The sequence below is a fragment of the Rhizobium sp. 007 genome, assembly GCF_015353075.1.
GTDB lineage: Bacteria > Pseudomonadota > Alphaproteobacteria > Rhizobiales > Rhizobiaceae > Rhizobium.
The window spans coordinates 3357046-3372587 of record NZ_CP064187.1 but is presented as its reverse complement, the minus strand read 5'-3'; the positions used below and the strand labels follow the sequence as shown (position 1 = coordinate 3372587).

General features: G+C 60.6%; 15 protein-coding genes. 11 read left to right on the top strand and 4 right to left on the bottom strand.

The features are described from left to right. Positions 1-108 precede the first annotated feature (108 nt). From ISN39_RS16525 to ISN39_RS16495, 7 genes are all read left to right on the top strand, one after another. Positions 109-1161 carry a sugar phosphate isomerase/epimerase gene (locus tag ISN39_RS16525; RefSeq protein WP_194728234.1) on the top strand — a complete coding sequence of 351 codons (1053 nt, stop codon included), beginning with the start codon at positions 109-111 and terminating at the stop codon, positions 1159-1161. A gap of 165 nt (positions 1162-1326) precedes the next feature. Continuing rightward, positions 1327-2514 carry a Gfo/Idh/MocA family oxidoreductase gene (locus tag ISN39_RS16520; protein WP_194728233.1) on the top strand — a complete coding sequence of 396 codons (1188 nt, stop codon included), beginning with the start codon at positions 1327-1329 and terminating at the stop codon, positions 2512-2514. Between the two features lie 294 nt (positions 2515-2808). After that, positions 2809-4182 carry a GH1 family beta-glucosidase gene (locus ISN39_RS16515; RefSeq protein WP_194728232.1) on the top strand — a complete coding sequence of 458 codons (1374 nt, stop codon included), beginning with the start codon at positions 2809-2811 and terminating at the stop codon, positions 4180-4182. Between the two features lie 451 nt (positions 4183-4633). Next, positions 4634-5707 (top strand): methionine ABC transporter ATP-binding protein, encoded by a 1074-nt coding sequence (locus tag ISN39_RS16510; RefSeq protein ID WP_194728231.1) that lies wholly within the window; start codon positions 4634-4636, stop codon positions 5705-5707. After that, entirely contained in the window at positions 5697-6362 is a 666-nt protein-coding gene (locus ISN39_RS16505) for a methionine ABC transporter permease (protein WP_194728230.1), read from the top strand. Before ISN39_RS16510 ends, ISN39_RS16505 begins: the two co-directional genes overlap by 11 nt. Positions 6363-6396: 34 nt before the next feature. Then, positions 6397-7173, top strand: coding sequence for a MetQ/NlpA family ABC transporter substrate-binding protein (locus ISN39_RS16500; protein ID WP_194728229.1), 777 nt, complete (start codon positions 6397-6399; stop codon positions 7171-7173). A 171-nt stretch (positions 7174-7344) separates the two neighbouring features. Further along, a complete protein-coding gene (locus ISN39_RS16495; protein WP_194728228.1) occupies positions 7345-9552 on the top strand; it encodes an EAL domain-containing protein in 2208 nt (735 codons plus the stop codon). Positions 9553-9554: 2 nt separating this feature from the next. Here ISN39_RS16495 and ISN39_RS16490 read toward each other — a convergent pair whose 3' ends face one another. From ISN39_RS16490 to ISN39_RS16480, 3 genes are all read right to left on the bottom strand, one after another. Next, complete coding sequence (locus tag ISN39_RS16490) at positions 9555-10484, bottom strand: rhodanese-related sulfurtransferase (RefSeq protein ID WP_194728227.1); 930 nt, start codon at positions 10482-10484, stop codon at positions 9555-9557. Positions 10485-10564: 80 nt separating this feature from the next. Next, a complete protein-coding gene (locus ISN39_RS16485; protein ID WP_194728226.1) occupies positions 10565-11473 on the bottom strand; it encodes a CHAD domain-containing protein in 909 nt (302 codons plus the stop codon). Next, entirely contained in the window at positions 11451-11939 is a 489-nt protein-coding gene (locus ISN39_RS16480; RefSeq protein ID WP_039846143.1) for a CYTH domain-containing protein, read from the bottom strand. Before ISN39_RS16480 ends, ISN39_RS16485 begins: the two co-directional genes overlap by 23 nt. Positions 11940-12090: 151 nt before the next feature. Between ISN39_RS16480 and ISN39_RS16475 the strand changes: the two genes are divergently transcribed. The 4 genes from ISN39_RS16475 to ISN39_RS16460 all read left to right on the top strand — a co-directional run bounded on the left by ISN39_RS16475 (position 12091) and on the right by ISN39_RS16460 (position 14511). Next, positions 12091-12729: a 2-dehydro-3-deoxy-phosphogluconate aldolase gene (locus ISN39_RS16475; protein WP_074069709.1), complete on the top strand. Its 639-nt coding sequence runs from the start codon at positions 12091-12093 to the stop codon at positions 12727-12729. 102 nt (positions 12730-12831) lie between these two features. Next, positions 12832-13551 (top strand): tellurite resistance TerB family protein, encoded by a 720-nt coding sequence (locus ISN39_RS16470; protein ID WP_194728225.1) that lies wholly within the window; start codon positions 12832-12834, stop codon positions 13549-13551. Positions 13552-13615: 64 nt separating this feature from the next. Beyond that, positions 13616-14308, top strand: a complete 693-nt coding sequence (locus ISN39_RS16465) for a GNAT family protein (protein WP_194728224.1) — start codon at positions 13616-13618, stop codon at positions 14306-14308. Beyond that, complete coding sequence (locus ISN39_RS16460; RefSeq protein ID WP_194728223.1) at positions 14305-14511, top strand: hypothetical protein; 207 nt, start codon at positions 14305-14307, stop codon at positions 14509-14511. The genes ISN39_RS16465 and ISN39_RS16460 overlap by 4 nt, the downstream gene beginning before the upstream one ends. A gap of 4 nt (positions 14512-14515) precedes the next feature. Here ISN39_RS16460 and ISN39_RS16455 read toward each other — a convergent pair whose 3' ends face one another. Continuing rightward, a complete protein-coding gene (locus tag ISN39_RS16455; RefSeq protein WP_246763344.1) occupies positions 14516-15529 on the bottom strand; it encodes a nickel/cobalt transporter in 1014 nt (337 codons plus the stop codon). Positions 15530-15542: the final 13 nt, after the last annotated feature.

The window sequence follows — 15542 nt, the reverse complement described above, 5'->3', positions numbered from 1 at the left end:
GGCTTTTCAGCTGCATCTGCGCAAGGGCGTGGGCGCCTTGCTCCCGCCAAACCGCGTGCTGGAAGTCATCATAAACGTTTACGGTCGATCATCAGGGAGGATTCTGATATGAGGACGATCAAAGGGCCCGGCCTATTCCTCGGGCAGTTTGCGGGCGATGCCGCGCCTTTCAATTCATGGGATGCGATCACCAAATGGGCGGCTGATATCGGCTACAAGGGCGTGCAGGTTCCGACCTGGGCCGGTCAGTTGATCGATCTGAAAAAGGCTGCCAGCTCCAAGGATTACTGCGACGAATTCGCCGGCAAGGCGCGGGAAAACGGTATCGAGATCACCGAGCTTTCGACCCACCTGCAAGGCCAGCTGGTGGCCGTGCATCCTGCCTATGACGAGGCCTTTGACGGCTTTGCCGCACCGGAAGTGCGCGGCAATGCGAAGGCGCGGCAGGAATGGGCGGTCGAGCAGGTGAAGATGGCGCTGACGGCCTCCAAGCACCTCGGCATCAAGGCACATGCGACCTTTTCAGGAGCGCTTGCCTGGCCCTTCATCTACCCGTGGCCGCAGCGTCCGGCCGGTCTTGTCGAAACGGCCTTTGACGAGCTTGCCCGCCGCTGGAAGCCGATCCTCGACCATGCCGACTCGTGCGGCGTCGACGTCTGCTATGAAATCCATCCCGGCGAGGATTTGCATGATGGCGTCACCTACGAGATGTTCCTGGAGCGGGTCGGCAACCATCCGCGCGCCAACATGCTCTACGATCCATCGCACTATGTCCTGCAGTGCCTCGACTATCTCGACAACATCGACATCTACAAGGATCGCATCAAGATGTTCCACGTCAAGGATGCGGAGTTCAATCCAACCGGGCGTCAGGGCGTCTATGGCGGATATCAGGGCTGGGTCGATCGCGCTGGCCGCTTCCGCTCGCTCGGCGACGGCCAGGTGGATTTCGGCGCCGTCTTCTCGAAAATGACGGCCAACAATTTCGACGGCTGGGCCGTTGTCGAATGGGAATGCGCGCTGAAGCATCCGGAAGACGGTGCGCGTGAGGGTGCTGAGTTCGTCAAAGCACACATCATCCGCGTCACGGAGAAGGCCTTCGACGATTTTGCCGGCAGCGGTACGGATCAGGCGGCGAACCGCCGCATGCTCGGGCTCTGAGCCTTGCTCCTTTCTTCTCCCTGCGGGAAGAAGATGTCCGAAGGACAGATGAGGGGGCGCAGCGGAGCGACGTCTTGAGCACACAGCGAAAGACTACGTCCGCCGCACCCCCTCATCCGGCTACCGCGGCACCGTCGGCAAACAATCATTTCTTTGGAGGAACCTATGGCAATTGAAGGATCAACGGAACAGGCGCGCGAGCCGCGCATCCGCCTCGGCATGGTCGGCGGCGGAGCGGGTGCTTTCATCGGCGCCGTGCATCGCATAGCGGCTCGCATCGACGATCAATACGAGCTCATCGCAGGTGCGCTGTCGTCGACGCCGGAAAAGGCGATCGCATCGGGCCGCGATCTCGGCCTCCACCCGTCGCGCACCTACGCGAGCTACCGGGAGATGGCGATCCGTGAGGCGAAGCTTAAGAACGGCATCGAGGCGGTCTCGATCGTCACGCCGAACCATGTTCACTACGATGCCGCCAAGGAATTTCTGCGCCGGGGCATCCACGTCATCTGCGATAAGCCGCTGACATCCAATCTTGCCGATGCCAAAAGACTGAAGAAGGTCGCCAACGAGAGCGGCGCGCTGTTCATCCTGACGCACAATTACACCGGCTATCCGATGGTCCGTCAGGCGCGCGAGATGATTGCCAATGGCGAACTCGGCGATATCCGCATCGTGCAGGCCGAATATCCACAGGACTGGCTGACAGAGCCTGTCGAGCAGAGCGGTGCCAAGCAGGCCGTCTGGCGCACCGACCCGGCGCAGTCGGGCGCAGGTGGTTCGACCGGCGATATCGGCACGCATGCCTATAACCTTGCCTCCTTCATCACCGGCCTCGAGCTCGATAGTCTCGCGGCCGATCTCGATAGTTTCGTCGAAGGCCGTCGCCTGGACGACAACGCTCACGTGCTTCTGCGCTTCAAGGCAAAAGGCAAGGAGAAGCCGGCCAAGGGCATGCTCTGGTGCAGCCAGGTGGCTCCCGGCCATGAGAATGGGCTGAAGATCCGCGTCTACGGCACCAAGGGCGGCTTCGAGTGGGTGCAGGCTGACCCCAACTATCTCTGGTACACGCCGTTCGGCGAGCCGAAGCGGCTGATTACCCGCAACGGCGCGGGTTCCGGTGCCGCCGCTGCCCGCGTCTCACGCATTCCGTCCGGCCATCCGGAAGGCTACCTCGAAGCCTTCGCGACGATCTACACGGAAGCGGCGCATGCGATCAATGCGCACAAGAATGGCAAAGCGGTCGCCAAGGCCGTGGTCTATCCGACCGTCGATGACGGCGTGAAGGGCGTTGCCTTTGTCGAAGCCTGCGTTGCTTCGTCGAAGCGGAATGGGGCTTGGGTCAAGGTCTGATAACCAGGTCTTGGGCGAGCCCCTCATCCGGCTGACGCCACCTTCTCCCCGCGAGAGGGGAGAAGGTATGTGTCGCATCGCTTCATTAGAACGTGCGCTTGCGTGAGAGACGTTCCCTCGCCCCGTTTGCGGGGAGAAGTTAGCGTGAGGGGCGGCGCCTAGTCTGGCTATACCCGTTAGGTCCGCTATCCGTCTGCAACGTTGCAGGATTGACATTTCCACTCTGTACAACGCCGGTTCCTTTGGTTAAACCGCCGCTCGAACGACCAGTCCAGTACCAGACGGGGTTTTCAGATGATCGAGGCTAAGACACTCGCCGCCCGCTTTCCGGGCGATTTCACCTTTGGCGTCGCGACGGCTGCCTTCCAGATCGAAGGTGCCAGTAAAGCGGATGGGCGCAAGGCGTCGATCTGGGATGCCTTCTGCAACATGCCGGGTCGTGTCTATAACCGCCATAATGGCGATGTTGCCTGCGATCACTACAACCGGCTCGAACAGGACCTTGACCTGATCAAGGACATGGGTGTCGAGGCCTATCGCTTCTCGATCGCCTGGCCGCGCATCATTCCGGATGGTACCGGGCCTGTGAATGAAGCCGGCCTCGATTTCTACGACCGCCTCGTCGACGGTTGCAAGGCGCGTGGCATCAAGACCTTCGCGACGCTTTATCATTGGGACCTGCCGCTGCTGTTGGCAGGCGACGGCGGCTGGACGGCGCGCTCCACGGCCTACGCCTTTCAGCGCTACGCAAAGACCGTCATGGCGCGTCTCGGCGACCGGCTCGACAGCGTCGCGACCTTCAACGAACCATGGTGCATCGTCTGGCTCAGCCATCTCTACGGCATCCATGCGCCGGGCGAGCGCAACATGCAGGCAGCGCTTCACGCCATGCACTACATGAACCTTGCGCACGGACTTGGCGTCGAGGCGATCCGCGCCGAGGCGCCGAAGGTACCAGCCGGCCTGGTGCTGAATGCGATGCCCGTCATTCCGGGATCGCAGAGCAAGGCGGATATTGCAGCCGGCGAACGCGCGCATCAGTTCCACAACGGCGCTTTTTTCGATCCGGTCTTCAAGGGCGAGTATCCGAGCGAGTTCGTGGAAGCGCTCGGCGACCGCATGCCCATCATCGAAGATGGAGACATGAAGATCATCAGCCAGAAGCTCGATTGGTGGGGTCTCAACTACTACACGCCGCTGCGTGTTGCCGACGACCCGGCGAAGAACGGCGATTTCCCCTGGACGGCCGAAGCGCCGCGTGCCAGCGACGTGAAGACAGATATCGGCTGGGAGGTTTATGCGCCCGGCCTCAAGCACGTCGTCGAAGACCTCTATCGTCGCTATGAACTGCCGGAATGCTACATCACCGAAAACGGCGCCTGCTACAACCTGGATGTGGTCAACGGCGAGGTCGATGACCAGCCGCGCCTCGATTATTACAGCGATCACTTGGCGGTCGTTGCCGACCTCATCAAGGACGGCTACCCGATGCGCGGTTACTTCGCCTGGAGCCTGATGGACAACTTCGAATGGGCGGAAGGCTACAAGATGCGTTTCGGCCTCGTGCATGTCGATTACGACACCCAGGTCCGCACCGTGAAGAAGAGCGGCAAGTGGTACCGGCAACTGGCAAGCCAGTTTCCGGCGGGCAATCACAAAGCGGGTTGAATACCCTCCGCCTCTTGATGAGAAGGCCCGAAAGGCCGGATGAGGGGACCGTATGGGAGACCCGTCCTCCTTGCTGTTCGTCGTTCGGTCGTTCGCTCCTTTCGTCGCTCACCCCCATCGCCTCGCTGACGCTTGGGCACTTCTCCCCGCTGGGGAGAAGAAGCAAGCGGCGCGCGTTTCGTGAACCAGACAATTGCACAATGGGTGGTTTTTTGCCGCGCTGACCGATTCAAAGAAAAAATCTCTCTGTCAATCGCGACTGGAACTCCGCCATAAAGCATTACATCCCTGCGCATGGCAGCCATGCGCCGATCAAATTGAATCTTCCGGTTGTGCGATGATAAAGACTGCCTCTCTGTTCCGAATGCGTTGCCGAATGCCGGCCTGATCAGACGCGCCGCGTCCCCAGCCATTCAGCGATTGCGGACTTTTTTGAACATCGAGAGCATCCATGCATTCCGACTCTTCAAGCGCGGCCAATGCCGCAAATACCGTCCTCTTCGAAGACGTATCGAAACGCTTCGGCGCCGAGAACAAATCGTTTACCGCACTTGATGCGGTCGATTTCGCCGTCGCACGCGGCTCCATTACTGGCATCATCGGGCGTTCCGGCGCCGGCAAGTCGACGCTGATCCGTCTTGTCAACGGCTTGGAACGTCCAACGAGCGGCAAGGTCATCGTCGATGGCGTCAACGTTCCCGATCTGGACGAGGCTGGCCTGCGTGCGCTCCGCCGTTCGGTCGGCATGATCTTCCAGCATTTCAACCTTTTGTCCTCGCGCACCGCCTTCGGCAATGTGGCGCTGCCCCTGGAAATCGCTGGTTTCGACAGGGACGCCATTCGCACGCGCGTCGAGCCGCTGCTCGATCTCGTCGGGCTTTCCGACAAACGAGACCGCTATCCGGCAGAGCTTTCCGGTGGCCAGAAACAGCGCGTCGGCATTGCCCGCGCGCTCGCCACGCAGCCAAAGCTTTTGCTTTCCGATGAAGCGACCTCCGCGCTCGATCCAGAGACAACCCAGTCGATCCTCGAGCTCGTGAAGCGCATCAATGCAGAGTTGGGGCTTACCGTGCTTCTGATTACCCACGAGATGGAGGTCGTCAAAGCGGTGACCAGCGACGTTGCGGTGATCGACAAGGGTATCATCGTCGAGCGCGGCCGCACCTTCGATGTCTTCACCCGGCCGCAACATCCGACGACGCGCGCATTGCTTTCCGGTTTGCCGGGCTCGAAGCTTCCGGCAGCGCTCGCAGCCGGCCTGCGGCCGCACAAGACACAAGGCGGTCGCGTTGCCGTGCGCATCACGTTCTTCGGGCGCACTGCGGAACAGCCGCTGATCTCGCAGCTTATCCAGACGTTGGGTTCGGATATCAACATCATCGCCGGAACGGTCGACGAGATCGGCGGCGAACCCTACGGCTCGCTTATCATCGCCTATGCAGCGGATGATGCGACTTCCGCGAAAGCGGATGAATTCTTCAAGGCGAACGGTCTCGTTGCGGAGGTGCTCGGCTATGTCTCCTGATCTTCTGCTTCTCATCGGCAAGGCAACGCTCGATACGCTGCGCATGGTGGCGATCGCCGGCTTCATCGGCTCGCTGATCGGGTTGCCGATCGGCGTGTTCCTGGCGACTAGCGGCCGCGGCGAGCTCTTTCCGGCGCCTTCCGTGAATCGCGTCGTTGGACTGATCGTCAACGCGACGCGCTCGACACCTTTCATCATCCTCGTCGTCGCGATCATCCCTTTCACGCGCCTCGTCACCGGCACGTCGATCGGCACCAAGGCAGCGATCGTACCGTTGACGATCGCAACCATTCCGTTCTTCGCGCGACTCGTCGAAGCCGCCATTCGCGACGTCGACAAGGGCCTGATCGAAGCCGCCCGCGCCATGGGCGCGACCCCGATGCAGATCGTGCGCAAGGTACTTCTTGCCGAAGCGCGTCCGACGCTGACACTGGCGCTCACAATGACGCTGGTCAGCCTCATTGGCTATTCGGCGATGGTCGGCGCCGTGGGCGGCGGTGGGCTCGGCGATCTCGGCATCCGCTATGGCTACCAGCGCTTCATGCCGGATGTGATGCTGGTCGTCGTCATCGTCCTGATACTGCTCGTCCAGGCCGTGCAGAGCGTCGGCGATGCGCTTGCCCGCCGCTTCGACAAGCGATCCCGCAAGAATTGATCGAATTGCCCTATAACCCAAGGAGAGAAAACCGATGAAGAAAATCATCCTCGCGGCCGCCTTCGCAGCGGCCTTTGCGACTGCTGCCGCGGCCGAAACCATCAAGATTGGCGTGACGCCGGGTCCGCATGCACAGATCATGGAGAAGGTGAAGGAAGTTGCAGCGCCCAAGGGCCTCGACATCGAGATTCTGGAATTTTCCGACTATGTCGTGCCGAACCAGGCGCTTGCCGATGGCGAGTTGAACGCCAACTCGTTCCAGCACAAGCCCTATCTCGACAACCAGGTCGCCGATCGCGGCTTCAGGATCATTGACGTCGCCTATACAGTCAACTTCCCGATGGGCGTCTATTCCAAGAAGGTGAAGAGCCTGGACGAACTCGCTGATGGTGCTACCGTGGCGATCCCCAACGACCCGACCAATGGCGGCCGTGCTCTGCTGATCCTCGCCGATAAGGGACTGATCAAGCTGAAGGATGGCGCGAGCCTGAAGGTCGGACCTGCCGATGTCACGGAAAATGCCAAGAATCTGAAGTTCGCCGAACTCGATGCCGCCCAGCTGCCGCGTTCGCTGGACGATGTAGATGCCGCTGTTATCAACACCAACTACGCGTTGGAAGCCGGCCTTGATCCCTCGAAGGATCCGATTGCCCGCGAAGGCGAAAAGGCGCCCTATGTCAATATTCTGGCGGTCAACGAGAAGGACAAGGATCAGCCTTGGGTGAAGACGCTGGTCGAAGCCTATCACAGCGATGCCGTGAAGCAGTTCATCGCCGATACTTTCAAGGGATCGGTCATCGCAGGCTGGTAAGCGGCGGCCAAAACCGTTATGAAATCAAGCCCTTCCCGTTCCGCGGGGAGGGTATTTCAATGCCCAGTGATTTTCATGGAGAAAAATCACCCGGATGAAGCCTTGTACCGTTTGCTTTAACCGTTTTTGAAGCCTTGACTGGCAAAGTCCCCCGTTATCGGGGAGTAATGTATGCCTGCGTTCTTTAGGCAAAAAAATCAGGCTTCGGGGATCGGCCGCCACGCGACTGTTACGGGTGTGCTTTTTTCCTTTGCGGTTATGGTCGCGGTCGTTACCGTCATGGTGCTGACGGCGCTGTCGCGCGTCACCGATAACGCCAATATTCTCGACGACGAACGTTCGCGTGAAACCACGGCCGGGGCGTTCAAGACATTCGAAGCGCAACTCGGCGCGACGCTGAACGACTATGCCGCCTGGGACGATGCGGCCGTCAATGTCTATGCCCCCGATGGCATGGCATGGACGATCAGCAACTACGGCGAAATGTCCTCCAACAGCGCGCTTTTCGACGTAGCGATCGTCATAGATGACGACAAGAAACCGCTGATGGTCTATCGCGACGGCCAGCCGATGGAGGGCGCGCTTGGCGATTTCTTTGCGCCATCGTTCTGGACGTTGTTCGACAAAGTGAAGGCCGCCGGGCTTGAATCACCGGAAGCCGTGGGTTTCGTCGGCACCAAGAGCGGCATCGCGGCAGTCGGCGTTGCGCTCGTGCGCGAAAAATCCGGCACGCTGAATGCACCTGCGGGGCAGCGCCGCTATCTGATTTTTGCCCGCCATCTGAACGACGAGACGATCAGGAGCCTCGGGGAGACCTATGTTATCCAGGGATTGAAGCTGGTGCCAGCTGCTTACGACGCGCAATATTCCGTGGCGGTCGATGATGCCGCCGGCAAGGCGCTCGGCAAACTCGTATGGATTTCGCGTTCGCCGGGCGACATCAGCTATGCACAGGTGCGCCCGACGGTTGTGAAGGCACTCGGTCTCGTCGGGCTGTTCTTCGCTGGCCTGCTCGTGATCGGCTGGCTCGCCGGACGCCGGCTCAAGGCGGAGGAAAACAATGCCCGCGAGGATGCGCTCCGCGATCGCCTCAGCGGGCTGTCGAACCGTGAAGGCCTTGGGATTGCTGTCGATGACGTCGTTGCTAAGGCGAAGCAGACCGGTAAGAACGTACTGCTTCTCTATCTCGACCTCGACGGTTTTAAGGAAGTCAACGATAGCTACGGGCATGGCACCGGTGATCAGTTGATCCGCGCGGTGGCTGCCGGCCTCAAGGTGCTGATCCCAAAGGCCGCGGTTCTGGCGCGCATTGGCGGCGACGAATTCGCGATTGCTTTCCTGTCTGAAGGTGGCAACGCCGATGCCCTGCAGCTTTCGGAACAGATTCTGGATTTCCTGGCGGAGCCGCTGGAGATCGGCCGGCGCGTCGTCGTCATCGGCGCCAGCATTGGCATCGCGATGGCTGCTGGCGGGACGATCGGTCGCGAAGAATTGGTCCGCCGTGCCGATCTTGCGATGTACAAGGCCAAGGAAGCGGGCCGGGCCCGCATGACGCTTTACGATCCCGCGATGGATGCCGACCGCGAGGAGCGCAATGCGCTTGAACTGGATCTGCGCGTTGCGATCGAAAGCGGCGATCTGACGCTTGCCTATCAGCCGCTGATCGATGCCTCTACACATGAGATGAACGGCGTCGAAGCGCTGGTGCGCTGGAATCGTCCCGGCCACGGACCTGTATCGCCGGAAGTATTCATTCCGATCGCCGAAACCAGCGGGCTTATCGAGGCGCTCGGTCTCTTTGTGCTGCGCAAGGCCTGCGAGACCGCCAAGCAATGGCCGGAGCTGCGCGTTGCCGTAAACGTTTCCCCCGGCCAGTTCCGGAATCCGGCCTTTACCGACTATGTTCGCTATGTCCTGAAACAGACGGAGATCGAGGCGGAGCGTGTAACGCTGGAGATCACCGAAGGATACATGATCCAGAATCCGCAGCGAACCCGGCAATCGATCGAGCGGCTGAAGACGCTCGGCGTCAAGATCGCGCTCGATGATTTCGGCTCGGGCTTTTCGTCGATCGGCTATCTCCGCCAATTCGGTTTCGACCGCATCAAGATCGACCGTTCGCTGGTCGAGGGCGTGACCGAAAGCGACAGCCAGCGCGAGATGTTGCAGGCAACCGTCGCGCTTGCCCGCTCACTGGATATTCCGGTGACGGCCGAGGGTATCGAGACAGAAGAGCAGGCGCTCGCCGTTCGTCTCTTTGGTTGCGATTGCCTGCAGGGTTATTTCTTCAGCAAGCCGGTGCCGGCAGACAGGATCACCGAAATGCTTGAAGCACGCCGTGCCCTGGACGCGATGCCGCGCCAGATAACCGCTGCCTGAACCTAAGTCCCGATGTGCTTCTGGCCGCGTTTCTTGGCAAGCGCGATCTGCAGTTGCCGCTGGCGATAGCGCAGCCGGTCGTCTTCAGTGCGCGTGTGGTAGCAGCTGCTGCAGGAAACGCCTTCCTCGTAAAGCGGCGACGTGATCTCTTCTGCGGTGATCGGATTGCGGCAGGCATGGCAGAGCTTGTGCTCGCCTTCCTTCAGTCCGTGCTCGACCGACACCCGCTCGTCGAAGACGAAACAGGCGCCATCCCACAGACTTTCCTCCCGCGGAACTTCCTCCAGATATTTCAAGATGCCGCCCTTGAGGTGGTAGACCTCCTCAAAGCCCTGCTCCTTCATGAAAGCCGTCGCCTTTTCGCAGCGGATACCACCGGTGCAGTACATGGCGATCTTCGGCTTGTTGTGCAGGCCGGTGTTCTGGCGCACCCATTCCGGAAACTCGCGGAAGGTCTTGGTTTTCGGATCGACGGCGCCACGGAAGGTGCCGATCGCCGTTTCGTAGTCGTTGCGCGTGTCGATGACGATGGTGTCGGGATCGGATATCAAGGCGTTCCAATCCTGCGGCATCACATAAGTCCCAACCACCTTGTTGGGGTCGATATTCTCGACGCCCATCGTGACGATCTCTTTTTTGAGTTTCACCTTCATGCGCAGGAAAGGCATTTTGGATGCGCGGCTTTCCTTGTGTTCCAGGGCGGTGAATTCCGGCTGCGCCCGCAGGTAGGCGAGCACCATTTCGATGCCAGCATCCGGCCCGGCGATCGTCCCGTTGATACCCTCATGCGCCAGGAGCAGCGTTCCCTTCACGCCGTTTTTTTCGCAAAGCGTCTGCAGCGGCGCGCACAGGCTTTCGAAGCGCGGCACGGAAACAAAATGATAAAGCGCCGCCACGAGGAACGGGCTGGTGTGATTGATGCTGTCGGTCATGCGCGCTGAAATACAGTCTGCAGCGTTTTCGCGCAAGCGTCGCCATTGCGGCCGCAGCTAAGGCTCGACACTTGTCGAATTCAGTTCCGGCTCAACTGCCAGAGTGCTTCAATCCGGTTGGCCTCGCGTTGCGGTTTGTAGGCAAAGACGCGGCCGGCGTCGGCGAGCGCGCTTTGCCGCTCTTCCTGCTGGCGGAAGATGATGGCATCGAGCAGGTGGGCGAGATCTTCATTGCGCGTAAAGAGCTGCGGCTCGGCCTCGACCAGTTGCGAAAGCACCGAGAGATCGTTGACGTGGCCGAGCCGTTCTGCGAGATCCTTGGCTGCATCTTGCTTCGCCTTCATCGCGGCGGGCCACAGATTGCGCAGCAGCGTGTGATAGAGCCGGTAGTCATAGGTCCGCTTGCGCAGTTCATGAAAATCCTCGACCGCTGCCGTATCGTGGCATGCATCGAGCGCTGTCCGCCCTCTTCGCAAAGTTCGCTGCCAGCTTTTAGCAAGCATGCGGGCGTTTCTACGCGGGTTGTTCTTGAAAGAAACCTTATCGACTGCGGCGATCGCGTCCTTTAGCGAGATGGCCGTGTCGTGAAGCTTCTGTTCAAGGCCGCTTTCGGCCTCCGCCATCCAGTCACGCCGTGCTTGCAAAATGGTGACGACGCGGCTGAGCGCTTCGCTCTCTACGTCGCCGCGGGCGCCTTTTTGCAAATATTCGGCAGTGCCGATCAGGGCTGCTGCGTCCCGGATCGATGAAAGCGATTTTGCGGTGTCGCGCAGCCTGGCATTTTGTCGCTTCTGAAAGTTCGGCACCTCTTTCGCCACGAGCCGGTAAAGAGAGCGCAGCCGCTTCACGTTCTTGCGAAAATCATGGACCGCCTCATGCGCGCCGTCCGGCCGCTCCTCGAGAACGGCAATGGCACGTTCAAGCTGTTCCGTTGCCACTCTTCGGAACTCATCAGTGAAATCGAAATCAGGCCGTATGCGAAAGGGCATCCTGATCGTACTCGAATTCGGTCGCGAGCGCTTGGTTGGAATAGCGGAAATCGCCGGTCACTTCGCGGCCAAGCCAGGCGGGGCGGGAGGGATCGTCATTTTCGGACTTCATCTCCACCTCAGCGATCACCAGACCGCGATGCGCACCGGCAAAGACATCGACTTCCCAGACGAAGTTGTCATGCGGAACGCGGTAACGCGTCTTTTCGATCACCAGGCCAATGGTGCTCTGCATCAATTCTTCGGCGTCAGAAACGGGGATTTCGTATTCGAACTCGTCTCGCGTCACGGTACTGCGGCCGATCTTGATCGTCAGCCGCGCGCGCTTTCCATCAAGGATGCGCACACGCACGGACCGGTCGTCCATCGAGGCGATGTAACCTTGTCTGAGGATCGATTTCGTCTCGGCCTTCGCGCGCCAGCCGTCGTTGCGTACCAGAAATTTCCGCTCGATCTCTTTCGCCATTTCAGTGAACCTTTTGTGACGATCGCGGTACCGTAACGTAAAACTCCCGGGAGGGATACCCATCTTCTTGCCGCATCTGTTTTGTCTCGACAAAGAGGGTTCAGAGAGGTATTCGGGAGCCCAATTCAATCGTTTAAGGAACCGTGCGGCCATGGGCGAGAAGACAGAAAAGCTCCTTTCCATCCTCAAACTCCAGCCAGTTGTTCCGGTGCTGATCGTCGATGACGTGAAGTCCGGCGTTTCGCTGGCGCGTGCGCTGGTCGCCGGCGGCCTGAAGGCGATCGAGATCACCATGCGCACGCCTGCAGCACTCGATACGGTCCGTGCCGTTGCGCAGGAGGTCGAAGGTGCGGAAGTCGGCGCAGGCACGATCCTGAATGCCCAGCAGTGGGACGCGGCCATTGCTGCCGGCTCGAAGTTCGTCGTCAGCCCGGGGGCCACGCAGGAACTGCTCGACGCCGCTTCGGCATCGCCGGTTCCGCTGCTGCCGGGCGCTGCTACGGCAAGCGAAGTCATGGCGCTTCGCGAAGAAGGCTACCAGGTGTTGAAATTCTTCCCGGCCGAACAGGCGGGCGGTGCCGCATATCTCAAGGCGCTTTCCTCGCCGCTCGCCGGCACCGTTTTCTGCCCGACTGGCGGCATTTCGCTTAAAAACGCCAATGATTACCTGTCGCTGCCGAACGTCATCTGCGTTGGCGGATCCTGGGTGGCGCCGAAGGAACTCGTCGCTGCGGGCGATTGGGACGGCATCACCAAGCTCGCCTCGGAAGCGGCTGCGCTGAAGGCCTGACATTTTCCTGATCGCTTCAGGATGCCGGCGGCTTCGCCGGCATTTGTATTTGTCGATCCGCTTCCTATCTTCAGGTCTGCCTCAACAGGGAGACGATGAAGGATGTTCGACGCGAAGAAGCTTCTTGACCAGTTCCTGGGATCGCAAATACCGGGCGTCGGCGGAAGTGTCCGCAACCGGGCCGGCGATGCCGTCCAGTTGGCCAAGGATAATCCGTGGAAGGCCGGAGCGCTGGCGACCGTGTTTCTCGGAACGAAGACGGGCCGCAATATTGCCGGCAACGCGCTGGCAATCGGCGGGCTCGCAGCTATCGCCGGCCTCGGATACCAGGCCTACAAGAATTACCAGGCGGGCCAGGCACCTGCCACGCCTTCGGATGCCCCTCCGCCCTCGACGCCGGTTCTTCTGCCGGCACCCGCCGATTCAGGTTTCGGTCCGGCTTCGCCTGCTGGCAGCAACGAATTTGCTCTCGTGCTGATCCGCGCCATGATCGCGGCGGCCAAAGCCGACGGGCATATCGACGACGCCGAGCGAGCGCATGTCATGGACAAGATAAAGGCCGCCGACGTCAGCGGCGAAGCCGCGTCCTTCATCGAGCACGAGCTTGCCTCGCCGACCGATCTCGACGCGCTGGTCGCCGCCGCCACTACGGAGGAACAGAAGGTCGAGCTCTATACGGCTTCGCGCCTGACGGTCGAGCCGGACTCGCGGGCCGAACGCGGCTATCTCGATCTTCTTGCCGGCCGTCTTGGCCTTGCCGATGCGCTTGTGGACCACATCGAAGCAACGGTTTCCTCCGCCAAGGTTTCCTTGTCACGGTGACATGCAGGCTGGTTGCCTTTCCAGGGCGGCTGGCCTATCCACTCTTCCGACGAGAGGAGTGAGCATGCGCGATCTATCGAATTTCAAGGTGCCGGCACCTGATTATGTGACACTGAAAGGGCGCTACGTGTCGGTCGAGCCCTATGTTCGCGCGGAGCACCTTCAGGCGCTCTGGGACGGCCTCGGCGGCATGGGCATCAACCCGCTGCTTCTCTACTTCGCGCAGGACGATTTTGCCGGCATCGACGATTTCGCCAAGTGGCTTGAGAACGCCTATACCAAGTCTGGCTGGCTCACCCACATCTTCCGCGATACCTCCACCGGCAGGATCGTCGGCATGGCCAATTATATGCGTGCCGACCCGGCCAACGGCGTCGTCGAAATCGGCGGCGTGGCGCACGGGCCGGATATGAAGCGTTCGCCGCTTTCCACCGAAGCGCATTACCTGATGGCCAAGCATGTCTTCGAAGACCTCGGGTACCGCCGCTACGAATGGAAGTGCGACAACAACAACGAGGCCAGCAAGACGACGGCCGCGCGCTACGGCTTCAAGTTCGAAGGTGTTTTTCGTCAGCATATGATCGCCAAGCGCCGCAACCGCGACACGGCTTGGTTCTCGATGATCGACAGCGAGTGGCCGCTGATCAGCGAGGCTTTCGAGACCTGGCTTTCGCCGGAGAACTTCGATGCCCAAGGCAGGCAGCGCCGGCGCCTGCAGGATATCCGTTCAGATCTTGAAAAGGAAAGGCTCGCATGAGCCCCGAAAGCCGTTCTCAGGCGATCGCCGCCGCGACCATCCTCATTTGCGCGGGACTGGTCATCTATTTCCTGCCGACGCTCGTTCTTTGGATCGGCAGCTATTCTCCCGCGCTTGCGGTCATTGCCGGCGCGGCGCTGCTGCTCGGCTTCTTCGCGATATTCTGGCTGAGGGCGCACTATCAGCGAGGCAGGGGGAAATAAGAGCCTACCCCTGAAGCGAGGCGCCGAGCAGCAGCACGCCCATGCAAATCACCAGGACGGCGCCCAGGATTTCGATCGCGTTGCCAATCCAGATCGATCTCGCTGAGCCACGGCCGGAGATGCGGACGGCGGTGCCCTTGGCGGCGACGGCAAGGATCGCGAGGATGGCGACCGTGATGGCCGTGCCAAGCGACATGGCGAGCACAGAAAGAATGCCGCCGAGATAAAGGCCGTTCAGCAGCGAAAAGGTCATGACGAGCAGCGCGCCGGAGCAGGGGCGAAGGCCGACGGCAACGATCGCCGACCAGGCTTCCCGGATACTGAATTTGTCGCCGCCCAGCAGCGACGGGTCCGGCGCATGAGAGCGGCCGCAGGTTTCGCAGGCCATGCCGGCGATGAAGTTATGTCCCGCCTTGCGTGCCTGCTTCTCGCCGAAGGCATAGGCTTCCCTGCGGCTTTCATTGTCCTTCCAGTCGAGCATCATGCTGACCGGACCGGCAGAGGTCTCCACGACTTCACGCTTTGGCAGGCCGTTGATCATCGAACGCAATTTGCGAAAAAGCAGCCAGCCACCGAAGGCGATGACCATGACGAAGCTTGTGATCTCCATCGCATTCGTCGCCTGCGTCAGCGTTATGCCGCTGCCACGCAGGATGAGCCAGGCACCGCCGACGAGCGCCACTGCCACTGCACCCTGAATGAAGGCTGAGATGAAGGAGATCACTACGCCGCGCTTCAGCTCGATTTCGTTGGCGATCATGTAGGAGGAGATCACTGCCTTGCCATGCCCAGGACCGGCCGCATGGAAGACGCCATAGGCGAAGGAAAGGCCGATCAGCGACGCAAGCTGCCACGGGTCTTCACGCATTGCCTTCAGGGCATCCGTCAGCGCGCGGTAGAAGGCCTGCTGTTCGTAATTGATGTAGGCAAGCAGCGGCGCCAGCGGCCCACCTGTCGGCTGGAAACTTGGCTCCGCAGTTCCAATCCCGAGCGGCGATTGCGCATGCGCCACGTTCATGAGCGCCAGCGCC